General features: G+C 49.7%; 20 protein-coding genes. 10 read left to right on the top strand and 10 right to left on the bottom strand.

Translation table 11 applies throughout. The annotated features are described in order from the left end of the window. The first annotated feature begins 190 nt into the window (after positions 1-190). From fhuA to fhuB, 4 genes are read left to right on the top strand one after another with little or no spacing between them, the layout of a single operon-like run. Positions 191-2,395, top strand: coding sequence for a ferrichrome porin FhuA (gene fhuA / locus N2K86_RS11010; protein ID WP_260661547.1), 2,205 nt, complete (start codon positions 191-193; stop codon positions 2,393-2,395). A gap of 36 nt (positions 2,396-2,431) precedes the next feature. Continuing rightward, on the top strand, positions 2,432-3,229 hold the full coding sequence (locus N2K86_RS11015; protein ID WP_407065284.1) for an ATP-binding cassette domain-containing protein: 798 nt from the start codon (positions 2,432-2,434) through the stop codon (positions 3,227-3,229). Further along, positions 3,219-4,136, top strand: a complete 918-nt coding sequence (fhuD, locus tag N2K86_RS11020; protein ID WP_260661548.1) for a Fe(3+)-hydroxamate ABC transporter substrate-binding protein FhuD — start codon at positions 3,219-3,221, stop codon at positions 4,134-4,136. Before N2K86_RS11015 ends, fhuD begins: the two co-directional genes overlap by 11 nt. After that, positions 4,133-6,082 (top strand): Fe(3+)-hydroxamate ABC transporter permease FhuB, encoded by a 1,950-nt coding sequence (gene fhuB, locus N2K86_RS11025; protein ID WP_260661549.1) that lies wholly within the window; start codon positions 4,133-4,135, stop codon positions 6,080-6,082. Before fhuD ends, fhuB begins: the two co-directional genes overlap by 4 nt. On the opposite strand, the gene N2K86_RS11030 is transcribed toward fhuB, so the two are convergent. Continuing rightward, positions 6,065-6,856 carry an AraC family transcriptional regulator gene (locus N2K86_RS11030; protein WP_077945297.1) on the bottom strand — a complete coding sequence of 264 codons (792 nt, stop codon included), beginning with the start codon at positions 6,854-6,856 and terminating at the stop codon, positions 6,065-6,067. The two genes, fhuB and N2K86_RS11030, sit on opposite strands and share 18 nt — an antisense overlap. Before the next feature lie 86 nt (positions 6,857-6,942). Here N2K86_RS11030 and N2K86_RS11035 point away from each other — a divergent pair, with 86 nt between their 5' ends. Both N2K86_RS11035 and N2K86_RS11040 read left to right on the top strand, forming a co-directional pair. Further along, on the top strand, positions 6,943-8,130 hold the full coding sequence (locus tag N2K86_RS11035; RefSeq protein ID WP_260661550.1) for an MFS transporter: 1,188 nt from the start codon (positions 6,943-6,945) through the stop codon (positions 8,128-8,130). Between the two features lie 100 nt (positions 8,131-8,230). Then, positions 8,231-9,436 carry an MFS transporter gene (locus N2K86_RS11040; RefSeq protein WP_260661551.1) on the top strand — a complete coding sequence of 402 codons (1,206 nt, stop codon included), beginning with the start codon at positions 8,231-8,233 and terminating at the stop codon, positions 9,434-9,436. Between the two features lie 51 nt (positions 9,437-9,487). Here N2K86_RS11040 and N2K86_RS11045 read toward each other — a convergent pair whose 3' ends face one another. Continuing rightward, positions 9,488-9,853 (bottom strand): transcriptional repressor, encoded by a 366-nt coding sequence (locus tag N2K86_RS11045; RefSeq protein ID WP_260661552.1) that lies wholly within the window; start codon positions 9,851-9,853, stop codon positions 9,488-9,490. Between the two features lie 88 nt (positions 9,854-9,941). Here N2K86_RS11045 and N2K86_RS11050 point away from each other — a divergent pair, with 88 nt between their 5' ends. Continuing rightward, positions 9,942-10,334, top strand: a complete 393-nt coding sequence (locus N2K86_RS11050; protein WP_260661553.1) for a transcriptional repressor — start codon at positions 9,942-9,944, stop codon at positions 10,332-10,334. A gap of 182 nt (positions 10,335-10,516) precedes the next feature. On the opposite strand, the gene N2K86_RS11055 is transcribed toward N2K86_RS11050, so the two are convergent. The 7 genes from N2K86_RS11055 to N2K86_RS11085 all read right to left on the bottom strand — a co-directional run bounded on the left by N2K86_RS11055 (position 10,517) and on the right by N2K86_RS11085 (position 19,912). Further along, a complete protein-coding gene (locus tag N2K86_RS11055; RefSeq protein WP_260661554.1) occupies positions 10,517-10,744 on the bottom strand; it encodes a helix-turn-helix domain-containing protein in 228 nt (75 codons plus the stop codon). 74 nt (positions 10,745-10,818) lie between these two features. After that, positions 10,819-11,751: a PTS transporter subunit EIIC gene (locus N2K86_RS11060; RefSeq protein ID WP_260661555.1), complete on the bottom strand. Its 933-nt coding sequence runs from the start codon at positions 11,749-11,751 to the stop codon at positions 10,819-10,821. A 606-nt stretch (positions 11,752-12,357) separates the two neighbouring features. Continuing rightward, positions 12,358-13,662, bottom strand: a complete 1,305-nt coding sequence (yjjJ, locus tag N2K86_RS11065; RefSeq protein ID WP_260661557.1) for a type II toxin-antitoxin system HipA family toxin YjjJ — start codon at positions 13,660-13,662, stop codon at positions 12,358-12,360. A gap of 44 nt (positions 13,663-13,706) precedes the next feature. Then, on the bottom strand, positions 13,707-16,883 hold the full coding sequence (silA, locus tag N2K86_RS11070; RefSeq protein ID WP_260661668.1) for a Cu(+)/Ag(+) efflux RND transporter permease subunit SilA: 3,177 nt from the start codon (positions 16,881-16,883) through the stop codon (positions 13,707-13,709). 10 nt (positions 16,884-16,893) lie between these two features. Next, complete coding sequence (locus N2K86_RS11075; RefSeq protein ID WP_260661559.1) at positions 16,894-18,144, bottom strand: efflux RND transporter periplasmic adaptor subunit; 1,251 nt, start codon at positions 18,142-18,144, stop codon at positions 16,894-16,896. A gap of 11 nt (positions 18,145-18,155) precedes the next feature. Then, positions 18,156-18,497 (bottom strand): cation efflux system protein CusF, encoded by a 342-nt coding sequence (gene cusF / locus N2K86_RS11080; protein ID WP_260661561.1) that lies wholly within the window; start codon positions 18,495-18,497, stop codon positions 18,156-18,158. A 29-nt stretch (positions 18,498-18,526) separates the two neighbouring features. Continuing rightward, on the bottom strand, positions 18,527-19,912 hold the full coding sequence (locus tag N2K86_RS11085; protein WP_260661562.1) for an efflux transporter outer membrane subunit: 1,386 nt from the start codon (positions 19,910-19,912) through the stop codon (positions 18,527-18,529). A gap of 190 nt (positions 19,913-20,102) precedes the next feature. Here N2K86_RS11085 and N2K86_RS11090 point away from each other — a divergent pair, with 190 nt between their 5' ends. Further along, positions 20,103-20,786, top strand: a complete 684-nt coding sequence (locus N2K86_RS11090; RefSeq protein WP_260661563.1) for a copper/silver response regulator transcription factor — start codon at positions 20,103-20,105, stop codon at positions 20,784-20,786. Continuing rightward, positions 20,776-22,233 carry a Cu(+)/Ag(+) sensor histidine kinase gene (locus N2K86_RS11095; RefSeq protein ID WP_260661564.1) on the top strand — a complete coding sequence of 486 codons (1,458 nt, stop codon included), beginning with the start codon at positions 20,776-20,778 and terminating at the stop codon, positions 22,231-22,233. Before N2K86_RS11090 ends, N2K86_RS11095 begins: the two co-directional genes overlap by 11 nt. A 3-nt stretch (positions 22,234-22,236) precedes the next feature. Here N2K86_RS11095 and N2K86_RS11100 read toward each other — a convergent pair whose 3' ends face one another. Then, complete coding sequence (locus N2K86_RS11100) at positions 22,237-23,142, bottom strand: LysR family transcriptional regulator (RefSeq protein ID WP_260661565.1); 906 nt, start codon at positions 23,140-23,142, stop codon at positions 22,237-22,239. A 117-nt stretch (positions 23,143-23,259) separates the two neighbouring features. Between N2K86_RS11100 and N2K86_RS11105 the strand changes: the two genes are divergently transcribed. Beyond that, positions 23,260-24,645, top strand: a complete 1,386-nt coding sequence (locus tag N2K86_RS11105) for an MFS transporter (protein WP_260661566.1) — start codon at positions 23,260-23,262, stop codon at positions 24,643-24,645. Positions 24,646-24,731 lie beyond the last annotated feature (86 nt).

Below are 24,731 nucleotides of genomic sequence, written 5' to 3' on the forward strand. Positions count from 1 at the left end.
ATATAAATCCTTCACCTTTCGTTTTAAAGTTCAGCATGGCGAGATAGCAATGTTATTTGTCGCTTTATCAATATTCTCTGCCAGAACAAAATAATACTGTATCCACGATCAAACCGGGGCCACTCCGCCCTGCGATGTGAATAAAAATCACTCTCATTGGCATTCAGGTTGTTTATATCAGGAACAAAACATGTATCGCTCTTCTGTAAACGCGTCTCGCAAAGTATCTGGACTAAGCCCCCTTTTTGTAACCCTGAAAATCGCCTTACTGTCAGCCCTTACAGCAAACACCGTATACGCAGAAGATAGCATTCTGGTCAGCGCTGATGCTGAAAAAAACAGCAGCGAAGACCCCTGGGGAGCAACTCCTGGGCTGGTATCCAAAAAGTCGGCTACGGGTACAAAAACCAGTTCTGATATAAAAAATATCCCCCAGTCCATTTCCGTGATCACCCGAAAAGAAATCGATATTTTGCAGCCTAAATCGTTAAAGGACGCGCTCGGATATACGCCAGGAGTAACCGTATCTGACAGAGGTAGCTCTAACGCTTTTGATATGGTTAAGATTCGTGGTTTTTCATCCGGACAGGGACAAAACAACTATCTGGATGGCCTCAAACTCACTGGCGACAACTGGAACGAGATGTCGACCGAACCCTATTTGCTCGAACGGATTGAGATACTTCGAGGCCCCGCCTCAGTTCTGTATGGAATGAGTAATCCTGGTGGCATTGTTTCGATGGTAAGCAAGCGCCCGGTCTACACTCCAGTACGCGAAGTGCAGTTTAAAATGGGATCGAATAACCTCATGCAAACTGGCTTTGATTTCGGTGATACGTTGGATGACATGGGGGTCTACGCATTCAGGATTACAGGTATGGCTCGTTCTTCCGATGAGGAACAAAGCCTTTCAAGGCAGCGGCGTTTCGCAATAGCGCCTTCTTTTACCTGGCGTCCGGACGAAAACACAACGTTTACATTCTTGTCCAACATTCAGAACGAACCTGAGGTGGGATATTATGGATGGATGCCAAGACAAGGTACTTTAGATCCGTTGCCTGACGGGGCTAGACTGCCTGACGATTTTGACGACAGCGCACCCAATAATACCTGGTCACGTTACCAGCGATCCGTAGGATATAGCTTCGAACGGGTATTGTCCGACAACTATACGTTCAGGCAGAACCTGCGTTATTCCAGAGTCAAAACGTCACAGCAAAGTGTCTATGGAAGAGGAATTTGCTCCACGACTGATTGCCCTGATGTACCTTCTGCCGATTTAAATCACACGATCTCGCGCGGGCAATTTATTGATAACGAGCGGATGAATAGTTTCTCTGTGGATACTCAGCTTGAGAGTGATTTTCACACAGCGAATATTGACCACACTCTTTTATCAGGTATCGATTACAGAAATTTAAACAATGACATCAGTAACCTGTATGGTTCTGCGACATCTCTGGATTTGTATAACCCAGAGCAGAATGATTTTGCTTTTGGTGACGCAGAACCTTATGCGCATGACAAGACTCGTCAGACAGGTATTTATGTACAGGATCAGGCGCAGTATGAAAACTGGTTGCTCACGCTGGGGGGACGCTATGACTGGTCACATCAGGAAACCTATCTTCGCCAGACAAATACCGGTATCTCCCGAAACGACCATCAGTTTACCTGGCGGGGTGGATTAAATTACCTGTTTGATAATGGCATCACACCTTACATCAGCTACAGCCAGTCATTTGAACCTAACAGCTTCGGGTTATCTTCAACTCCTCCGGTCTCCTATGCACCATCACGAGGTGAACAGTACGAAGCGGGCGTGCGCTATGTGCCACATGGACGTTCTGCCATGCTCAGTGCAGCAGTATATCAACTCACCAAAACGCATAATCTGACAACAGACCCAGATAACCCTCTGTTTAAAGTGGCCGCTGGTGAAATTGAAGTCCAGGGTATTGAACTCGAAGCGAAAGCCGGATTAACGGATAATCTGAACTTAATTTCCTCATATAGCTATACACACGCTGAATATACCAAAGACACACAACTGAAGGGAAAGACGCCTGATCAGGTTCCTGATCATCAGGCTTCCCTCTGGCTCGACTACACCTTCAGTCAGGGAGCACTGAATGGGTTGACCCTTGGAAGCGGAGGGCGTTTTATTGGCTCCAGTTGGGGGGATTCAGAGAATACGTTCAAAGTGGGTAGTGTTGCCGTCTGGAACGGACTGGTTAGCTATGAACTTAGCCAGCTCGGACTGAGAGGGGCAAACATTGCTCTTAACGTTACTAATATTCTGGACCGAAAATACGTTTCAAGCTGTTTTGCCGACTATGGCTGTTTCCGTGGCGCTGGGCGCCAGATGACAGCCACTGCCACGTTCCATTTCTGAGGGTAAACGGGCAGGCACCTGCCCGCTTTACAGGGTCTGATGAACAATACGATAAAACACAATGCGCTATTTCTATTGTCAGAAGCAGCATTTCAAATTAACGGACAACAATTATTATATCCATCCTCGGTCACTATCCCAGGCGGGGAATTTAACGCCCTGATAGGGCATAATGGCTCGGGTAAATCAACGCTGCTGAGGCTATTTGGCAAACATCTTTCTCCTTCAACGGGGAGTCTTATATTTCAGGGACGTCCTGTCGAGCAATGGGGACATGCTGAATTTGCGCGCGAAGTTGCATACCTACCTCAGCACCTCCCTTCCGCACAGGGCATGACAGTCAGGGAGTTGGTTTCATTAGGACGCTATCCCTGGCATGGCGCACTGGGCCGATTTACCCAATACGATATGCAGAAAGTTGATGAAGCAATCGCTGACACAGGACTGTCACGACTCTCTAAGAGGCTGGTTGACTCTTTGTCCGGCGGTGAAAGGCAAAGAGCATGGATTGCGATGACTCTTGCACAAGACACTAAATGTCTTTTACTTGATGAGCCGACCTCAGCGTTGGATATTGCCCAGCAGTCTGAAATATTGTGTCTGCTAAAAAAATTATGCCATCTAAAGGAAATCACAATCATCGCGGTACTGCACGATATAAATATGGCAGCCCGATATTGCAGTAATCTTCTCGCGCTTAAATCCGGACATTTAATTGCTCTGGGTTCGCCCGCTGAGATTGTTACACCGGCGTCATTAAATACTATTTATGGTATTCAGATGGGTACCTTTTCCCATCCGGTTGAAGGGCATCCTGTCTGTTATGTTCAGTAATAACCCCTCCCCTGCAGTGGCAGATTTTAAACGTCGGCAATTTTTAAAGTATCTGGCTGGCTTATCCTTATTCCTGGGGTTACCTGCGGTCGGTAAAAGTCCCGCTCCCTCGCGCGATCTGCAGCGAATAGCAGCCACAGAATGGCTGGCTGTTGAAATGCTTCTGACGCTGGGTGTTATGCCCTTTGCTGTATCAGAAATTGAGAATTACCGATCACTGGTTAAGGAGCCCGTCTTGCCTGATGGCTCCACGGAACTCGGTTTAAGAACAGAGCCAAATACGGAACTTTTAGCCGCGATGCAACCCGATCTTATCGTTTACGCGGAAGGTTACGGCCCTTCACCGTCAGTATATAACTCGATTGCCCCATCCTTTGGTCTTGTATACAGCAATAAAAATGGCAGACCGCTCACAACGTCCTGCCAATCCCTGACGGCGCTCTCTGTCCGATTAGGTCGATACGACAGGGCGAAAGCAATAATTGCTACCATCGAGTCAGAAATCTCTGCACTGAGGCTTAAATATGCTCAAAAGAAAAGAAGACCACTACTTTTAATGTCGCTTGTTGACCAGCGACATGCTCTGGTTTTTGGACAAAATAGCCTGTTTCTTGAGGTTATGAGCAAAGCAGGTATTCCGGGAGGATGGCAGGGAGACACCAGTTTCTGGGGAAGTGCGGTCGTTGGGATAGAACAACTAATAGGTCTGCAAGAAACCGAGGTTATTTGCTTCACTGAAAATGATGATACAACAATGGCAAACCTTGCAGATACCGCACTCTGGAAGATGATGCCTTTTGTAAAAGAAGAGCGTTTCAGACGGGTGCCCGGTATCTGGTATTACGGAGGTCCAGTAACAGCGCTGCGCTTTTGCCATCTGCTTGATGCAATTCTGGAGGAGATATGATTTCTCTTCGCTTATCCGCCTTACCCGTCGCGCTGATAACGGCCAGTATCTTAGTCATTTTCAACGTAAATCACATTTTACCGATAGAGTTGTGGGCTGCTTACAGTCCTTTTAATACACATTACGCGGTTGAAATAACCTTACTTCAGTACAGTTTTTTACCCCGTTCAGCGATGTCTGTGATGATCGGTGCAGGGCTTGGACTGGCCGGTCTGCTTTTCCAGCAGGTGCTACGTAATCCTCTGGCAGAACCCTCAACACTAGGTATTGCTAACGGGGCTCAGCTAGGCATGACAATGGCGACTCTCTGGGGTTGTAATATAATTTCTCCAGGTACGGGTTCGCTCCTTGGCGCTGTTTTTATGGGGGCTGTCATCGCGTTTATGACGCGAGGAAAACAGCTTTCTCCGGTAGGGTTGATTCTTATAGGGTTAGTCCTGACCCTTTACTGCAGCGCTGTCAGCCAACTGATTGGTCTGTATTTTCACGAAAGATTACAGAGCGTTCTTCTGTGGGGAACAGGTTCGCTGACGCAAACTGACTGGGCAGTCGTCCTGCGCCTGCTTCCGCAGTTGTTGATTTCTTTCATCATTATTCTGGCGCTACATCGGCCCCTGACGTTACTTGGCATGGATGAAATGATGTCCAGAAACCTGGGGCTTAAGCTTCAGCTCATACGGCCCTTTGCGCTTCTGGTAGGCATATACCTTACGGCTACTCTGGTGACATCTGTTGGCATCATTGGATTCATCGGGCTATTTGCGCCTCTAATTACAAGGCTACTTGGTGTTAGACGTCTGGTAACGCTGATCTTGACGGTGCCAGTAACCGGCGCGCTGTTGCTTTTCATTTCGGATCAAATCGTCATTTTACTGGCATCTTACTGGAAGGAGATCCCTACTGGCACTGTCACGGCCGTTGTTGGTGCACCAGGGCTCATTTTATTACTTCCCAGGCTCAAAGAGCGTATGTATTCAACAGCCGGGGAATCTGAAAACTATTCAGCTTCCAAAAGAAGCCTGAAAAAATGGCTTTTGTCAGGTGTAATTATACTTTCAGCCCTGACGCTATTAGCATCAGGGCTGGGGAAAAATGCTAACGGCTGGGCCTGGGCTACAGAATCCGTGCTTTCGTTCCGAATCCCACGGGTACTTGGCGCGTTTTCTGCAGGAATCATGCTCGCCCTTGCTGGTTGTATTATTCAACGCCTGACCGGAAACCCGGTAGCCAGCCCGGAGGTCATGGGCGTAAGTACCGGTGCGGCAGCAGGTATGGTGATTGGAATGCTGGCATTTCCTGGAAACATAACAGCCTGGTATTTTCCTGCAGCCTGTCTGGGTTCAGTGGCCACGCTGATCATTATTACCACCATAGCTGGTATCAGAGATTTTTCCCCCCAACGTATGATGTTAACCGGGATGGCACTAAACGCTGCATTTCTGGCTTTACTCATGCTTATGATTTCAGGTGGCGATCCCAGAACCTCCATGCTGCTATCGTGGTTTGCGGGTTCAACATATGGTTTAACGGCTGAAAAAGCTATTAGCGTGTCTCTGGCTGCGCTAGTGCTTACCTTTTGTATTCCGCTGGTTCATCGATGGCTGTCATTACTTCCATTTGGCGGGGTTGTTGCGTGTTCATTAGGAGTGCCCCTGTCACTGAGCCGTCTCGCGTTAATGTCACTTGCGGCTGTGCTAACCGCCCTTTCCACTTTCATTGTCGGCCCACTAAGTTTTGTCGGCCTTATGGCTCCGCATATTGCCAGATATCTGGGCTTCAGGAGAGTGACGGGACAGTTGGCAATAGCAGGCCTGGCAGGAGCCAGTCTGATGGTCGTATCAGACTGGGTAGGTAGAATGGCTGTGTTTCCATGGCAATTACCTGCGGGCTTAATCGCGGCATTAGTTGGCGTTCCATTCTTTTTATGGCTAATTCGAAGCCGCTGATTCAAATCGGAAATAGCGCGATGGCGTAGTGCCAAACATCGCCCGAAAAGAGGCAATAAAGCTTGAGGATGATTCATAGCCTGCCTCAAGTGCGACTCGGGTGACATTTTCACCGTAAGCCAGCCTTTCGACGGCGAACAGCATACGGTGACGGTGTCTCCATGCGCCAAAAGATAGATGCGTTTCCTTTGAGAAAAGGCGCTCAATCGTACGTGCACTCGCCCCCACTTCGCGAGCGAGCACGTTAAGAGGATCCCGGTTTCCCGGGTCTTTTTTTAAGAGCTCTACCACTCTCAGCGCGCGCTCATCTCTGGGAAGATTCAAATCAAGCGGAGAGAGATCAAGCTTTTTGATCTGGTCGATCAAGACTGCAGAAAGCCTGTATTCAGGCGTATTAGTTTCATAATCCCAGGCATGTTGGGAACAGGTTGCAATCAACTCCCGTACCAGGGCGGTGACCTCAACGACACAACATTGAGCAAAGCTAGTGAATGGATAGATAACTGGGTCAATATAAAGAATATTGATTTCTGCCGGGCGCTTGACCGTAAGTGCATGCTTAGTGCCGCCGCTGATCCATAGCGCACGACTCGGTGGCAAGATCCACTCCCCAACAGCAGTAGACATATGAACCACCCCACGGGTGGCATAAATCAATTGATGCCGCTGATGGCTATGTTGTGCCGTTGTGTAAGGTTCACAAATTTCTGTCTGACCTACGATCAGAGCAGCAGCATTATCAGGGTTAGCTGAATTTTGGCGATTTATCGACATATTTCGTCATAACAGATGAATTTTACCAAGCATACAATACGTAGAATCTGTCCTCAATCGAAATGATTATCAGGAACAGAATGATTATGAGTCAAAATGAAAGCAACGTTGATAGCATCAACGACGCTCAGCTTGCTAAAAAGCTGAGTTCCGCGAAATGGTCTACACGTGTAGCATTTTTTATAGCAGGTTTTAGCCTCTCCTGCTGGGCACCTTTAGTACCTTATGCTCAACAACGGATCCATGCTGATTCTGCCATGTTGGGTTCAATTCTTCTTTGCCTGGGACTTGGTGCCGTGGTTGGTATGCCTACTGCGGGTGGGCTCGCAGGTAAAGTCGGCAGCAAAAAAATAATCCTTGCGGGTGCGTGTGGTTTATTTATTGCTTTGCCATTACTTGCAATGGTTTCTACACCAATAGCACTGGGCCTGACCTTGCTTCTTTTCGGAGCGTCAATTGGCGCAACGGACGTCGCAGCTAACATTCATGGCACTGAAGTACAGAATGCAGCTGGCCGTCCAATGATGTCTGGCTTTCACGGCTTCTACAGTATCGGCGGACTTGCGGGCGCAAGCTTTGTTACGTTACTGATTGCTTCAGGACTGGATATCAAAATCGCCGCTGGTGCAGCCGCGCTGGTTGTATTGATTAGTATCTCTTTAGCTGCATCGGGTTTTTTCACCAACCGCTCGACAGAAGATCATCCACTTTTCGTGATGCCAAAAGGCAAGGTTATTGGGATCGGTGTGCTCGCAATGATTATTTTCCTTGCGGAAGGAGCCATGCTTGACTGGGGAGCTATCTTCCTGATTCAAGTGAAAAACGTGGCAGCTGGTGTGGCAGGAACAGGATATGTGGTGTTTGCAATCGCTATGGCGTTAAGCCGCTTTATCGGCGACCGCGTGGTTACCATTATGGGTGAAAAATCCATGCTCCTTTCCGGAGTGGTATTAACCGCTATTGGTATCTACCTTGCGACTGTTTTCAACACTTACGAGTGGGTTCTTGCTGCAATGGCAGTGGCTGGTTTTGCTGCCGGTAATGTCGTCCCTGTACTGTTTTCTTTGGCTGGGCGTCAAAAATCGATGCCAGCAACACTGGCTATATCAGCAGCAAGTATTCTCGGGTACCTGGGGGTATTGCTTGGGCCAGCGTTGATTGGTTATGCAGCGCATTTTATTGGTCTGACGAATGCTTTCATTTCACTCAGCGTCGTTGTTCTGCTTTCAGCTTCCATAGTTACAGTAGTTATGTCGAAAACAGAAGATAACTAAAAGAGTTTCAAAAACTGATTGTCACAGCCAGACGGCCTGATAGGAATCAGGCCTTCTGGTATTGTCATGTTAAACACCATGCCTCTTCGGAAACATGTTAATGAACTCAAGTAAAACCGTCACTGCCGATCCAGTACACATTCCTAAAATAGCGAAGACGTCATTCAAAATATTGGGGGCAATAAGCGCAGCTCATTTATTGAATGACATGATACAGTCGCTACTCCTGGCTCTGTATCCATTGCTACAGCCTGAGTTTTCACTCAGCTTTGTGCAGATTGGCCTGATTACATTAACGTTTCAGGTCACGTCTTCCCTGTTGCAACCTCTTATTGGCATTTATACTGATAAATATCCACAACCGCGTTCTTTACCTGTCGGGATGGGATTTACACTCGTAGGTCTGATTATGCTTTCATTAGCTCAAACCTATCCTGAATTACTGATTGCGGCTGCTTTAGTAGGTACCGGTTCGTCTGTATTCCATCCCGAATCGTCAAGAGTAGCAAGAATGGCTTCAGGCGGCAGACACGGGCTGGCTCAGTCACTATTCCAGGTCGGGGGTAATCTTGGTAGCGCTTTAGGGCCCTTACTGGCTGCGATAATTATTGCACCGTACGGCAAAAGTCATGTGGCATGGTTTGTGCTGGCAGCCTTGCTAGCTATGATTATTTTAATGCAGGTTAGCCGATGGTACAGGGTACAGACTAAAAACACAGGGCCTGCAAATGCTGCACGTGAAATATCACCTTTCCCGAGAAAAACGATTATCACTGGCATCAGTGTCTTGCTGATATTGATATTTTCCAAGTTTGTATACATGTCAAGCTTGAGTAGTTACTACACCTTCTATCTCATCAACAAGTTTAATTTGCCTGTGCAAAAGGCACAGCTCTATCTTTTTGCTTTTCTGTTTGCAGCTGCAGCCGGAACGGTAATTGGAGGGCCACTAGGGGATCGCTTCGGAAGGAAAAAGGTTATATGGTGTTCAATCCTGGGTGCTGCGCCATTTAGTCTTTTCCTGCCATATCTGAACCTGGAAATGACCTGCTTATTTACAATTATAATTGGTCTGGTACTTTCATCTGCATTTTCAGCAATATTAGTATTTGCTCAGGAACTTGTACCTGGCCGCATTGGTATGATCTCGGGTTTGTTCTTTGGGTTTGCATTTGGCATGGGTGGACTTGGTGCTGCAGGGCTAGGTGTTATAGCTGATCATTCTGGAATCGGCACGGTCTTCCAACTATGTTCTTTCCTGCCTCTGATTGGATTAATGACAGTATTTTTGCCAAAGAAAGAGTGAACTAAAAAATATGAGGCAGTACGTTGACACGTTCTGCTTCATATTCTGACTCTACTTAAGAATTAAAGATATTTCATAATCCAGCATTTTCGCATCAAGCTCAGCGGCAATTTGACTTATTAAGGTATCAAGGCGAGTATCAGTAAGTTCAGTGATCTTTCTTGGATAGATGTAAGAGATATGCTTACTCCTTTTTATTTTTTTGATTTCATAAAAAGCATCGTTAGATAAAGTTAGTACTTTTATTAGCACTCCTTTATGTACCAGACGCCTGAGTATATTATACACGGTAGACTGCGCGATTTTATTACTTGACTGTAGAGAATTATAAACATCCATGGCTGTTAATCTTTCCTCTCCAGCTATATCGATGGTATTTACAACCACAACCTCTTGAGCATTTAAATTTATAAACATGATAACACCTACTGAAAGAATTAATTTTAGCAAATCATAAACTTACATTTAAACCTAATTAATTCATTAAAAGCAAGTAAATATTAATATGAAAAAAGCGACAATATATGATCAAATGATATTCAAAGTAATTAATGAACTAGATACAGGAGACTTTACCGTTACAGAAATATTCAAATTTTGCTTAGCAAAAGGATATGATATACCACAATCAATGATATATAAAGCGGTCGCAAACCTTGTTAAATTAGGAAAAATACAAAAAATAACAAGTAATGAAAGATCTTGTCGCTACGAAAAATGTGACGAAGGTAAAAATGTAAAACTCATTTGCACTAAATGCCATAAAGAACTAAAGATTCACGACAAGAGAATAGATGGGTTGTTAGTGACAATAGCAAGTGAAAACAAGAGGAAAGTTGCAGAAAGCAATCTGAAAATATATGTATCTCATATTAGCCGCATATGTCAACATGACTGATATCAAACTGATATATTTCAAACTTACTGTAAAAATTCACGATTGAAGCATATTAAATATATTTATGGCACTTGTATGGTGCATGTAGGAATAATGCACCCATATTAATTTCCAGTATAAAATACGGTGTAATTTATCATTACCCATGGCACACTTTGTAAAAGAAATTATCAAAGAATAATTTAGCCTCGATCCGCAAAGTATCTTCCAGGTGGTTTTCCTGCTAAATTTTTGAACATTGTTATAAATGCATTTACTGAATCATAACCTAAATCATTAGCTACTCTTTGAACTGAGTCCCCTTTAGATAGATTTCGCATAGCAATGCTTAAATGCAATTGTCGATGCCATTTTCCAAAAGTTAATCCTGTCTCTTTCACTACTAATCGTGATAATGTTCTGCTGCTCATACCTAGATATTTACTCCACTCAGCCAATGTTCTTCTGTCTGAAGGATCTGCCAGCCATGTCTCTATTATCTTTGTTAGTCTAGGTTCTTTAGATATTGGTAAAACAACGCCCCCATTATGATACCCGCAACAGCTGGCGCAAACTCATATGCGGCCAGGAAGGCGTTCGCCATTGACTCGCTAAGCCAGGTAGCAATGGGACCGATGAGTAAAAAAGAGAATGGTACGACAACGGCTAGCGCGATAAACGGTGTAAATAAATTTTTTACAGCTGACGGCAGTATTTTATTACAATTCTTCTCGACAAGACTGCTGAGCCAGGATGCGAAAATAACGGGTATAACTGAACCAGCATAATTAATGTATGTCATTGGGATACCAAAAAAGGTGTCTGACGTCCCTCCCAACTGTAGTTGAGCATCAAAAGCCGAAATCATGCTTGGGTGCATTAAAGCGCCACCAATCACCATTGAAAGGAACGGAGAACCACCGAATCTTTTACCCGCCGTATAACCCAGCACCAGAGGAAAGAAATAGAACAAAGCGTCCCCGGCAGCTGAGAAAATCTTAAAGGCTCCACTTGATTCAGACATTACTCCACAGACCTCTGAAAGGGCTAGTAGACCTTTCAGTATACCTGAGGCAGCAAGTACACCCAAAAAAGGCGTAAAAATGCCAGAAACTACGTTAATTAGGCGGGTGAATAAGTTTCCTTTTGATTTATCACCATTGTCCTCAACATAATTAGGAAGTAACTTGTCCGTGGCCCATAAAGCCTCAATTGCCTGATACACCTCGGAAACATTGTTACCGATGACAATCTGTAGCTGGCCACCACTTTCAACAACCATAATTACATCTGCATGATCATGAAGCTCTTTTTTATTAGCATTTGTGTTACTTATCAATTCAAAACGAAGTCTTGTTGCACAATGACTAACACTTTTGATGTTTTCACGCCCACCAACACCATTAATTATGAACTCTGCAAGTGACTGATATTTCATAGGGGTTTTACCTTTCAGAAAACAAAAAAACCCACCCAAACCAGTTAGAACTGGTTAGAAGTAGGTTTTGCCTGCATATGCAGTAACAATCCAATCTGTCACAAAAAAATAAGTTAAAGGAATGCCTGTAAAGTTTTCACTTTTAGGAAACTCATTATTTCTGTCAAATAGTTTATATACCAGTTGTTATCTAAAAAAAAGGTAACAAACTTAATTTGTCGTATTATCACTATATAACGTCGATTTATGAATACTTACCTGCAACACTATAATGAAACCAGTGCTACCCATACTCTGCTCGCTTTTGACATGACCGAAAGCTCTGCTTTATCTTGGAGTTCAACGGGTAGCTGCAACGCTATCCATCGGTTGAACTCATAGCATAGAGTGGATACCCAACATTCATTATCGCCAGTTCATTCAGGGATAAAACTATGCTTTTCTGGTGGCCTCTGCTAACTGTTTCAACTGCAACAAATAATGTTGTTATTCACTCTGCATAATCGAGCCTGGCGCAAGCTAATCATCCAGACTCTCGAAGCTCACACGCCTCGCTAAGCATTCCCCTTAAAAATCCCCGCCATAGCCTGGCGGGATTTATGCGCATTATCCCAGGCGCGATATCCTTGACCTCGCCTCGTCAAGATGTGCGCGTAACGCCATCAAACAAGGTGCAAAGCTGGCAGAAAAACGGTCGCAACCGCTGGCTAAAGCAAAAAATTGCTCCGCCAGTTCCAGCGCTTCACGCCAGGTTTCCCCGCCGATCGCATCGAGGAGCGTTGCCGGACGAAGTGTATTCACTATTTCGCCACCTGACTTAGGCGCAAAGCCCATAGGCAGAATGTCGTAAGCGGGTGCAAGATGATACGGACGGCCATGAGCGCTGATGAACGACAAATTGCCGTGATGCATGTCGGTATTACCGATCAGCATCCCAAATGCCCAAAGTCGTGCCGTTCCGGTCGCCGCGTCAGGGTGCACACACCCCTGCTTTACCAGTTCATTTACCAAAACGGGCCAGGCTTCTCTTGCTCGGCCAACAAATTCTGCCTCCAGAGCCCGCAAAGAAAAAAGACCTTTACGGCCCAGTTGGCCAATACGGTCAAACCGAGGGATCTCAAGGAAGCGCTGTCCTTCGAAATCAAACACCTCGGTTTCTACACCAAGTACGCTTAACGCAAGATGTTCAGCCAGTAACAAATCTCGCCAGCGTTCGCTGATCGGGTTCTCGTTTGCTGCTGTGAATTTCACAATGACGTGACCGCGTTCGGTATAGGTGCAAAATTTGGGTTGTTCACCTCCAGCGGACGAACCCGGTGCCTCTCCTGAACTCACGGCCAGAGCCAAGGACGGGTAAGCCGTCGCCCGTTCCACTGCAACAGGCACCGGCATCTCCACAAAATGATTCTTCGCCTGTTCACCAATTAATACGTTCCCCACCGCATCGTGCCCATGAGCCAGCAAGGCCCTGATCACATCTGAGTCGCTCCAGTTTTCTGGATTTGCCGGCAGGCCAAGCTCGGATGAATACCGGGAAGCATACGCGCGTCCCAGATAACCCTGAGGTCGCATGTCAAATAACCACCAGGGGAGCCCGTCGCTATGAAGACACACGTTGTCCGTTTGCTCCATCACAAACCCGTCTGGATAAACCGGAATGAGCCTACCCAGCGGTTTGACCTGTCCCTCTTCTGTTATGCGGTAAATGGGGGCCGAACTGAACCCCCGAAACGCATCACGTAGCACATAGTGAATAGATGGACCGGTGCCAATTCGAACAACCTCATCACCAAGCGCTTTCATCGCTCGCGAGATGGTTGGCTGACTAATTCCCATAATATCAGTAAGTTGCCTTACTGATGTTGGGCCTTGTCTCAGCAGCTGTCGTATCGTTTCAGAACGGTCTGTCATTATTGTGAATCACTATGTGAATAGGTTATTGAATAGCTAATTTATCAGGTGTTGCGCCTCCTGTCATCTTCACGAAATGCTGTCGCCGCTTTATGCCTGCGCAGCCAGATTAGCTTGTACGCAGCAGGAATAATAAACAGCGATAACAGCGGCGCCGTGATCATTCCACCGATCATGGGGGCCGCGATTCGACTCATGACTTCAGAACCCGCTCCGGTTCCCCAAAGAATCGGTAACAGACCCGCAATGATCACTGCTACGGTCATGGCCTTAGGTCGAACACGCAGCACAGCGCCATGATAAAGCGCTTCATCAAGCCCTTCCGCAGTGAACGTTTCACGACGAGACAACTCCGGGTGCGCTTCAATGGCATGACGCAGATACATCAGCATGACTACCCCAAACTCAGCCGCGACGCCAGCCAGCGCGATAAACCCGGTTCCGGTTGCGACAGACATATGGAAGCCCTGCCAGTACAGGAACCATATCCCTCCGACCAGTGCGAACGGCAGGCTCATCAGAATCAGCAAGGCTTCGTCCACGCGACGGAAGGCCAGATATAACAGAATGAAAATGATCATCACCGTCATCGGTACCATCAGTTTCAGTTTTTTATTGGCATGCTCGAGTAATTCAAACTGTCCAGAGAATGACACGCTGGTTCCCGGTCTCAGTTTTACCTGCTGGCTGATGGCTGTCTTAATGTCGTTCACCACCGACACCATATCCCTGCCCCGCGCATCGATGTAAATCCAGCTGGCGGGACGGGCATTTTCCGTTTTCAACATGGTTGGACCGGAAACGACGTTAATCTCTGCCACATCGCCAAGGGTGATTTGCTGCTTCATCGGCGTCAGGATCGGCATCTCCTTCAATGCCTGCGGGCTGTTCCGATAGTCCTGCGGATAGCGGATATTGATCGGATACCGAGCCACGCCTTCTACCGTTTGCCCTACCGTCGCGCCGCCGATGGCGGAGGAGACGAACAGTTGCACATCGCCCACCGTCATGCCGTAGCGGGACGCTTTTTCACGGTTGATATCCACATCGACGTAGCGTCCCCCTTCCAGACGCTCAGCCAGGGCTGAGACCACGCCCGGCACGGTTTTGGCTACCGCCTCAATGCTCTGCGCCGTTGCGTCGATATCCGACAAAACGGTACCCGACACCTTGATCCCTATCGGACTTTTGATCCCGGTTGAGAGCATATCGATACGGTTACGGATGGGCGGCACCCAGAGATTGGCAAGCCCCGGCAAACGTACCGTCTGATCCAGTTCATCGATAATCTTGTCAATCGTCATGCCTGGCCGCCACCGATCTTCCGGCTTAAGCTGAATGGTCGTTTCAACCATTTCAAGCGGCGCGGAATCTGTTGCGGTTTCAGCCTTACCCGTCTTACCAAACACGGAAGCCACTTCCGGGACGGTTTTGATTAACTTGTCCGTGGTCTGTAACAGCGCCGCCGCTTCTGCCGGAGAGACGCCCGGCAAGGTCGACGGCATATACAGCAGATCGCCCTCATTGATCTTCGGCAGAAACTCACCGCCCACCTGACTCAAAGGCCAGATAACCGTGAAGATGGATAACGCTGCAACCAGCAGTGTAGTTTTAGGCCAGTGGAGCACCCTGAGCAGTAACGGGTGATAGGCTTTGATCAGCAGCCGGTTCAGGGGATTACGGGTTTCCGCAGGGATTCTCCCGCGGATCCAGAACCCCATCAGAATAGGAATAACAATGATGGCCAGCGCGGCAGCACCCGCCATGGAGTACGTTTTGGTAAAGGCCAGCGGGCCAAACAACCGCCCTTCCTGTCCTTCAAGGGTAAATACAGGAATGAACGATAAGGTGATGATCAGCAGGCTGATAAACAGTGCGGGCCCAACCTCCACGGAGGCATGGGTGATCACCTGCCAGCGGGTGGCGTTGTCAATCTGTTCTCCAGGATGCTGATGATACCACTCCTCAAGCCGTTTATGCGCATTTTCAATCATCACAATGGCGGCATCCACCATTGCGCCGACGGCGATGGCGATCCCCCCCAGCGACATAATATTGGCGTTCAGCCCCTGGAAGTGCATGACGATAAAGGCAATGCACAGGCCGAGCGGCAGAGAAATGATGGCGACCAGCGCAGAGCGGATGTGCCAGAGGAACAGGGCGCAGACAATAGCTACCACGATAAACTCTTCAAGCAGTTTGGAACTCAGGTTGTCGATTGCCCGGTCTATTAGCTGGCTGCGATCGTAGGTGGTCACAATCTCAACGCCTTCCGGCAGGCTGGTCTTCAGCGTCTCCAGTTTATCTTTCACCGCAGTGATGACTTCACGCGCATTTTTACCCGAACGCAGGATCACGACGCCCCCGGCGACTTCCCCCTGCCCGTTTAGTTCGGCAATGCCGCGTCGCATTTCCGGCCCCGTCTGCACACGAGCAACATCACGCAAATAAATGGGTACCCCACTTTCCCCGGTTTTCAGGACGATGTTATTGAAGTCATTTAGGCTATGGAGGTAACCGCTGGCGCGAACCATATATTCCGCTTCCGCGATTTCAATGGATGAGCCCCCTGCTTCCTGGTTAGACGATTCAAGGGCCTGCTTAACCTCAGGCAGGCTTACGCCATACTGGGCCAGTTTTAATGGATCGACCTGAATCTGATACTGCTTCACCACGCCGCCGACCGACGCCACCTCGGCCACGTTCGGAATGGTTTTCAGTTCAAACTTGAGGAACCAGTCCTGAAGAGATCGCAGTTCCGCGAGATCGTGTTTTCCGCTGCGATCGACCAGCGCATACTCAAATATCCAGCCCACGCCGGTGGCATCAGGTCCGATTTCAGCGCTCACCCCGGCGGGCAGTTTACCCTGCACCTGATTCAGATACTCCAGCACGCGTGACCTGGCCCAGTAGAGATCTGTCCCATCCTCAAAAATGACATACACGTAGGAATCACCAAACTGGGAAAACCCGCGCACGGTCTTTGCGCCCGGCACCGACAGCATGGTGGTGGTGAGCGGATACGTCACCTGGTTTTCAACTATCTGCGGAGCCTGACCGGGATAGCTGGTTTTAATAATGACCTGGACATCAGACAAATCGGGCAAGGCATCGACCGGCGTGTTGATGATGGTCCAGGTTCCCCAGACGCTGAGAAACAGCGCCCCCATCATCACCAGAAAACGATTGGCGACTGACCGCCGGATAATCCATTCAATCATCATCGTCTCCTTAGTGACCAGCATGCGCGTCGTCAGGTTTTACAGGATGCCGCATGCGCTCCAGCGCACCGGTAATATTGGCCTCCGAATCAATCAGGAACAAACCGCTGACCACCACCGAGTCCCCTTCATTCAGGCCAGAACTGATACCGGACTGTTGCTGAGATTCGTGCAGCACGTGGATCGGTTTCGGCACAAAACGTCCTTCCGCATCGACCGTAATCACGCGCTGTTCTTTGCCGGTATCGATAACGGCCTGAGACGGGATCAGCAGCATGTCCTGGCTTTGGGTATTCAGTTTCAGATAGGCATTCATACCCGGTTTCAGACGTTCATCTTTATTAGAAACCTGCAGGCGCACCTGCAGCGTTCGGGTGGTCGGGTCCACGCTGGGCAGTAGGTTCCATTTTTCAACCGGGAACGAAGTGTCCGGATAAGCCGGTACTGAAACAGCAAACTGCGACGTGTCTTTCAGGAGATACGCGCTGGACTCAGGGACGGCTGCGCTGATCCAGACGGGGTCCATCCCCTGAATCTGCGCCACCACTTTATCTTTTGAGATATTCATTCCGGTGCGCAGGTCAAACGCGGTGATCACCCCGTCGATGGGGGCTTTAATAGTAAATCGGGTCTGAATCGTTCGGCTTGCGCGCAGCCTTTGTATATCGTCGTCTGGCATGCCTGCCAGCCGCAGCCGCTCAAGCACCCCTTTAATCTGGCCAGGCGTTCCGCCGGTGCCGGATAACAGCAAAAACTCACTCTGCGCCTCGACCCAGTCCGGGATCGTGATATCAATCAGCGGCGTGCCTTTCTTCACATGGTCGCCCGTTGTCAGCGGGTACACTTTCTCAACGAAACCTTCAGCGCGTGCCTGCACAATGACAAACTGATAATCGTTATAGCTGACGTTGGCCGGAATGGTCTGGGAATAATTCAGCTTGCCTCGCGTGACTTTTTGCGTTTTTAATCCCAGATTCTGAATCTGTGTCGGATCAATACGAATACCAGCGCTGCTTTTCTCATCGTCTTCATCCGCATACTTCGGCACCAGGTCCATATCCATAAAAGGCGATTTACCGGGCTTATCAAATTTAACGTCTGGTTTCATAGGGTCATACCAGAAAAGTACCTTTCGCTCGGGTACTGTCTTTTCTGTTGTATCCACTGAATCCATCGCCTGCCAGGCCGTCACTGAAATCAGCCCGCCAGCTATGAGACTGGAAATAATCATTGCAGCATATTTTATTTTAAAAGACGCCATGCCATTTCTCGCTATTTAATGCTCTTCAATAAAGAGATATTGCCCTGCTGCACAAAAGAAAAATTAACCTGGCTACCCACTTTTAACGCCGTAATACTCTCGTCAGCCTGGGTAAAGGTGAAGCGCATGGTCATCGCGGGCCAGCCAACCGCCGGGATAGCATCATGAGAAATAGTGATTTTCTTACTGGTAAGATCAATGTCCTTCACAATGCCGGTTCCCTCAATCACCTGCTCTGAAGCGGCGTCGCTGGCAGCAGTCATCTCACCATGCTGGTGAACTTCAGCCTGAAGACCAGCAGAAAACATCACAGAAAGAGCACCCAATACAACGGCTTTAATGGAATTACGCATATTTATTGTCCTGTTAAAAGATAAATAATTTATTCAACCCAGCCGCCACCCAGTGAGGTGTAAAGATTAATTTCATTCACCTGTCGGGAATTGGTCAGGTCGAGAAGGTTTTGCTGCGTGGTGAAAAGAGAACGTTCTGCATCAAGCACTTCGATATAGCTCACCGCGCCGCTGGCATATAATCCTCTGGCGCGCTGAAGGGTAATTTGCAGTGAATCCAGATAACGCTGCTGCGCCTCAATTTGCTTGCTAATGCTGTCACGCAGGGCGAGCGCATCAGCAACATCTTTAAATGCCGACTGAATTTTTTGTTCGTAATTCACAACCGACTGCTGCTGGCGAATTTCAGCCAGCTTCAGGTTGGCCTTATTCTTTCCGGCATTGAAAATAGGAATGTCGATTTTAGGAATAAAATTCCACATCCCGCTCGTCGGTGTGAAAAGGCTGGATAACGCCGTGCTGCTTGTTGAAAGTCCACTTGTCAGCGAAATTGAAGGAAAAAAAGCGGCTCGGGCCGCGCCAATATTGGCATCAGCGGCTTTCAGCTGATACTCCGCCTCCATAATATCCGGGCGCTGAAGCAGAATGTCTGATGACAGATTGGGCGGCAGTATTACGGGTGTCAAAGCGCTATCGCTTGCACCGTTTTCTGACGGGAGCGCGCGATACGTGCCCAGCACAAGTTGCAGGGCATTATTTGCCTGCGCAAGCTTGCCCTCTCTTTTGGCAATCTCTGCGCGGGTACTTTCGATTTGTCCACGGGCCTGCTCCAGCGCGAGGACGTTCGTGCTGCCGGTCACCAGCTGCTGCTCTACAAGGGCATAAGACTGTTGATAATTTTTCAGCGTATCGCGCGCAATACGCAGCTGTTTGTAGGCCAGCTGCTGGCTGAAATAACTCTGCGACACGCTGGAGACAAGCAGAATATGTACCGCCCTGCGGGCTTCTTCGCTGGCAAAATAGTTCTGTCTGTCAGCCTCACTCATGTTTCTGAGCTTGCCGAAAAAATCGAGTTCGTAGCTAAGTTCAAGGCCCGCGTCATACTCTTGTGATGTCGGCTCGTCACTTTTCAGCCCGCCGCTGTAGGTAATACCTGACGACGCATTCAACTGCGGATAGCGGTCCGCATCCGTGACGTTGAACTGCGCACGGGCTTCTTCCACCTTCAGGGCCGCCATGCGCAAATCGCGATTGTTGCTCAGGGCTTCGGCAATCAGCCTTGTCACCTGTGGATCGGCAAAAAAGTTGCGCCACCCGCTGTCCTGATAATTCTGCGCAGCGGGCATCAGACCGTTGCGAGACAGTGAAAACTGCTGCGGGACCGGTGCCGCGGGTCGCTGGTATTCAGGTGCCAGGGAGACGCAGCCTGCAAGAAGGAAAATAGTGCTGATGCTAAGTCGTTTTAAGGTGAACATAACGCTTCTCGTCCAGGCAGACCTGGTAAATGATTCCAATGAAGTCCAGAGTGTTACCAGGGTTACTCTAACGAAATCATCCTGTTTGCCCGGTGACAGGATAATGACAATGTTGTCATTTTTAGCGTAAGCCGTTGATTACGGCCTTCGGCGCAATAGAATGTCGCTAGCAGCCAGTCAGGGGAGCAAGATGAAAATACTGATCGTTGAAGACGAGATTAAAACAGGCGAATACCTTAGCAAGGGGCTGACGGAGGCGGGCTTTGTGGTGGACTACGCTGACAATGGCCTGAACGGATATCATCTCGCTATGACCGCCGGGTATGATCTCCTGATTCTGGATATCATGCTGCCTGATGTGAACGGCTGGGATATCGTGCGCATGCTGCGTTCTGCCGGGAAAGGGATGCCGATACTGTTACTGACGGCCCTCGGCACGATTGAACACCGGGTTAAGGGGCTTGAGCTGGGCGCTGATGACTACCTGGTAAAACCTTTCGCGTTTGCTGAGCTTCTCGCTCGGGTGAGAACGCTCCTAAGGCGTGGTAATACGGCGATAGCCGAGAGCCAGTTCAACGTGGCGGACCTGATGATCGATCTCATCTCCAGGAAGGTCACCCGCGCCGGAAACCGTGTTCTGTTAACCAGCAAAGAGTTCAGCCTGCTGGAGTTTTTCATCCGTCATCAGGGCGAAGTCCTGCCCCGTTCCCTGATTGCTTCGCAGGTGTGGGACATGAACTTTGACAGCGACACCAACGCCATTGACGTCGCGGTTAAGCGCCTGCGCGCCAAAATAGACAATGATTATGAGCCAAAACTGATCCAGACCGTCCGCGGTGTCGGCTATATGCTGGAGGCGCCGGATGCAAAATAAGCCCGCCAGGCGTCCTTTCTCTCTTGCCCTGAGGCTGACGTTTTTTATCAGTCTCTCCACGATCCTCGCTTTTTTCGCCTTTACCTGGTTTATGCTGCATTCGGTTGAAAAGCATTTTGCCGAACAGGATATTAGCGATCTGCAGCAAATCAGTACCGCAATGCACCGCATACTGCAGTCACCGGCCGATCCCGATGAACGAAAGGTCAGTAAAATCAAAGAGTCGATTGCCAGTTACCGCAACGTCGCCGTGCTACTTTTGGATCCTCAGGGGAATGAACTGTTCAGTTCCGCGCAAGGCGCGGCATTACGCCCTGCGGTAAATACGGCGGATTTTGGCACACACCGTCGCGCGCAGGATGTGTTTCTCTGGACGGTAGAAGATCCTGCCATGCCCGCGCATTCCGGCCCCGAAATGAAAATGGAAACCTACCGAATTATCGCCTCTTCTGGAACGGCAGCATTTCAGGGAAAAACGCAGAACTACGTCATGCTTATCGGGCTTTCCATCAATTTTCATCTTCACTACCTCGATGCGCTGAAAAAGAATCTGCTCGCGATTGCTGCTGTTATCAGCGTGCTGATTATTCTGGTCATCCGCATCGCGGTTCGCCAGGGACACCTGCCCCTGCGTAACGTCAGCACCGCTATCAAAAATATCACCTCTGAAAATCTGGATGTGCGGCTGGAGCCGTCCCGCGTGCCTGTTGAGCTGGAACAGCTGGTGATCTCGTTCAACCATATGATTGAAAAAATTGAGGATGTCTTTACCCGTCAGGCCAATTTTTCTGCCGATATCGCGCACGAAATCAGAACCCCCATCACCAACCTGATGACGCAGACCGAGATTGCGCTAAGCCAGAACCGGACGCAGAAAGAGCTTGAAGACGTGCTCTATTCCAGCCTTGAAGAGTACACCCGGATGACCCGCATGGTCAGCGACATGCTGTTTCTCGCGCAGGCGGATAATAACCAGCTGATCCCTGACCGGGTCATGTTTGATTTACGTGCAGAGGTGATGAAAGTTTTCGATTTCTTCGAAGCCTGGGCGGAAGAGCGCAACATCACGCTGAAATTTAACGGGATGCCCTGCCTGCTTGAAGGGGATCCCCAGATGTTCAGGCGAGCGATCAATAACCTGTTGTCCAATGCCCTGCGTTATACGCCGGAAGCACAGGCCGTGACCGTCTCACTCACAGAACAAGAGAGCGATTTTGTTCTGATGATTGAAAACCCCGGAACGCCCATCCCGGAAGAACATTTGCCGAGACTGTTCGACCGTTTCTATCGGGTGGATCCGTCCAGGCAACGTAAAGGCGAAGGCAGCGGGATCGGGCTTGCTATCGTCAAGTCCATTGTGGTTGCCCATCATGGAAAAGTGCGTGTGGAATCTGACGCTCGCTCGACGCGGTTCATCTTGTCTGTGCCAAAGGCGATACCGCGCTAAGGCTCACTGCGCATCCTGACAGACTTCGCGCACTTTTTCTCTCAGCCAACGGTGCCCCGGATCCTGCTCCATGCGCGGGTGCCACATCTGGGAAACCGTGATGATCCGGGCTTTAAACGGCAGTTCGAAGACGTGCAAACTTTCCGTCATGGTTTGATTGCGCAGATACAGTGCGGGAACCATCGCAATGAGATCGGACGCCAGCGCCACGGATAACGCCGTCGGGAAGCCCGGCACCACGCTGGCCACTTTACGTTTCATACCCTGTTCCGCCAGAACGTCATCGACAAAGCCGTGTAACGAACCGTCGGGCGAGGCGACCACATGGCCCCATGACACATAATCGTTGATGCTAATTGTCGACAGCGCGGCCAGCGGATGCCCTTTGCGTACCGCACCCACAAACCGGTCGTGAAATAACCGCTGCAAACGTATCTCCGGTCCCATATTGCTCTGTACGCCAATTTCCAGGTCAACCAGCCCCTCACGCAGATACCGCGACGTTTTTTCAGGCTTTGGTGCGAAGCGTATACAGACCTCAGGGGCAGCCGCGGCAATGGCGGCAATCAGCGAAGGACCAAAGGCCACCACGAAGCCATCATTTGCCCGAATGGTGAAAAGTCGCGCCAGATTTTGGACGTTAAGCGTCTCGGTGGAGGGCTGGAGCACCGCCCTCGCCTCGTGCACGGCGTTTCTGGCCCGGTCCCGGGAGGCTTCTGCCCAGGGCGTCAGCACCATATGACGCCCGGCCCGAACCAGAATCGGATCGCCGGTTACTTCACGCAGCCTGCTCAGCGTTCGGCTCATGGCCGAAGTGCTGAGGTTTAAAAGCCGCGCCGCAGCCGCTACGCTGGCTTCAGCCAGCAAAACGTCGAGGGCAACCAGCAAATTAAAATCAGGGTCGGTCACGTTATCTCCTCATATAAGGCGTTATACGCAACGAATGAGTGCACAGGCTGCGTCTTCCGCCTTGTATACCCCATGATTATAGTTTCGTCATCACTATTCTTTTCTGGAGTAAATATCATGACGCTGTTTTCAAACCAGCCCGGCGATGAGGGATTACCGGGACACGAACGTGCACGGGTCATGGTCGCTCTGATGACCACTACGCTGATGGGCGTCTTCGATGGGACCATGATTAACGTTGCGCTGCCCTCTATGGCAAGCGCGATGCAGGTCTCAGCGAATGTCGCAGTATGGTTTGCCAACAGTTACCTGCTGTCGGCGGCGATGACGCTGGCTATCTTTGCCGCGCTGGCAGCGCGCATGGGCTATCGCCCGGTGTTTCTGGCAGGTCTTGCGACGTTCACGCTGACCTCCCTTGGCTGCGCGATGGCGACGACGCCCGACATGCTGATCGGGATGCGCGTTTTGCAAGGCATAGGGGGGGCGGCCACGTTGAGTATCGCCCCGGCAATACTGCGCTCCGTTTTCCCGGGACGACTGCTTGGCCGCGTTCTGGGGCTGCACGCCCTGCTGATTGCCGCCAGCACGGCCATAGCGCCGGTGCTGGGCGGCACGATCCTGGAGGCACTGCGCTGGGAATGGCTGTTTGCGATTAACATTATTCCGGGAAGTGTCGCACTGCTGCTGGCCTGTAAGGCATTACCGCGCGGTTCGGCTTCCAGTAAAACGCCCTTTGACACCGCAGGTGCTGTGCTCTCGGCGGTTCTGTTAGGTTCGACGATCATGACCGCGAACAGTTTCCAGCACGTCAGCCATGAGGCCGCGTTCTGGGCGAGTATTGCCCTGCTCAGCATCGCCGCGTTCATCTGGCATATTCGCCGCGTCCAAAGTCCCTTGCTGCCCCCCGTTATCTTCCGCAACGGTCGCTTTACGCTCGCCGCACTCACCTCACTTGCGTCGTTTGTCAGCCAGGGCATTACCTTTATCGCGCTGCCGTTTCTGTTTCAAAGCGTGTATGGCTACAGCCCGCTGGAATCGGCCCTTCTGTTCACGCCCTGGCCGATTGGCATCGTGTTGATTGCCCCGCACGCGGGCCGTTGGGCAGATACGATTTCAGCGCCGCTGATTTCGACCATCGGGCTGATGATTTTTGCCGTTGGGTTGATCCTGCTGGCGACGTTACCGGCAAGCCCTCCCACATGGGATATCTGCCTGCGCAGTCTGGTGTGCGGTATTGGGTTTGGCTGCTTCCAGAGCCCCAATAATCGGGAAATGCTCGCTAACGTGGCGCGGGAGAATGCCAGCTATGCATCCGGGGTATTGTCCATCGTCAGGACCTTCGGGCAGTGTCTGGGGGCGGCCGTGGTTGGGGTCTGGCTGGCTGCGACGACGGGCTCGAATCAGGCCGTTCACTTTGCGCTGTGGACTGCGGTGTTAGCCTCGGCCGGGTCGGTGTTGTTTAGCCTGAGCCGACTGCGCCCTGTCGTTCGGGCATCCGCCTGATTCGCCCGGCGGCGCTACGCTTGCACGGACCTACAGGAAATGTGAATTTCACAATGTAGGCCGGTTAAGCGCAGCGCCACCCGGCA

Origin of the sequence: Enterobacter mori (assembly GCF_025244905.1) — a bacterium.
GTDB classification, from domain to species: Bacteria; Pseudomonadota; Gammaproteobacteria; order Enterobacterales; family Enterobacteriaceae; genus Enterobacter; species Enterobacter mori_A.

Coding starts and splice junctions, on each gene's coding strand:
- N2K86_RS11060 (WP_260661555.1), bottom strand. CDS start 11,751: ATGAAATATCAGTCACTTGCAGAGTTCATAATTAATGGTGTTGGTGGG.
- silA (WP_260661668.1), bottom strand. CDS start 16,883: ATGATTGAATGGATTATCCGGCGGTCAGTCGCCAATCGTTTTCTGGTG.
- cusF (WP_260661561.1), bottom strand. CDS start 18,497: ATGCGTAATTCCATTAAAGCCGTTGTATTGGGTGCTCTTTCTGTGATG.
- N2K86_RS11040 (WP_260661551.1), top strand. CDS start 8,231: ATGAACTCAAGTAAAACCGTCACTGCCGATCCAGTACACATTCCTAAA.
- N2K86_RS11035 (WP_260661550.1), top strand. CDS start 6,943: ATGAGTCAAAATGAAAGCAACGTTGATAGCATCAACGACGCTCAGCTT.
- fhuA (WP_260661547.1), top strand. CDS start 191: ATGTATCGCTCTTCTGTAAACGCGTCTCGCAAAGTATCTGGACTAAGC.
- yjjJ (WP_260661557.1), bottom strand. CDS start 13,662: ATGACAGACCGTTCTGAAACGATACGACAGCTGCTGAGACAAGGCCCA.
- N2K86_RS11030 (WP_077945297.1), bottom strand. CDS start 6,856: ATGTCGATAAATCGCCAAAATTCAGCTAACCCTGATAATGCTGCTGCT.
- N2K86_RS11050 (WP_260661553.1), top strand. CDS start 9,942: ATGAAAAAAGCGACAATATATGATCAAATGATATTCAAAGTAATTAAT.
- N2K86_RS11075 (WP_260661559.1), bottom strand. CDS start 18,144: ATGGCGTCTTTTAAAATAAAATATGCTGCAATGATTATTTCCAGTCTC.
- N2K86_RS11085 (WP_260661562.1), bottom strand. CDS start 19,912: ATGTTCACCTTAAAACGACTTAGCATCAGCACTATTTTCCTTCTTGCA.
- N2K86_RS11095 (WP_260661564.1), top strand. CDS start 20,776: ATGCAAAATAAGCCCGCCAGGCGTCCTTTCTCTCTTGCCCTGAGGCTG.
- N2K86_RS11055 (WP_260661554.1), bottom strand. CDS start 10,744: ATGAGCAGCAGAACATTATCACGATTAGTAGTGAAAGAGACAGGATTA.
- N2K86_RS11090 (WP_260661563.1), top strand. CDS start 20,103: ATGAAAATACTGATCGTTGAAGACGAGATTAAAACAGGCGAATACCTT.
- N2K86_RS11105 (WP_260661566.1), top strand. CDS start 23,260: ATGACGCTGTTTTCAAACCAGCCCGGCGATGAGGGATTACCGGGACAC.
- fhuB (WP_260661549.1), top strand. CDS start 4,133: ATGATTTCTCTTCGCTTATCCGCCTTACCCGTCGCGCTGATAACGGCC.
- fhuD (WP_260661548.1), top strand. CDS start 3,219: ATGTTCAGTAATAACCCCTCCCCTGCAGTGGCAGATTTTAAACGTCGG.
- N2K86_RS11045 (WP_260661552.1), bottom strand. CDS start 9,853: ATGTTTATAAATTTAAATGCTCAAGAGGTTGTGGTTGTAAATACCATC.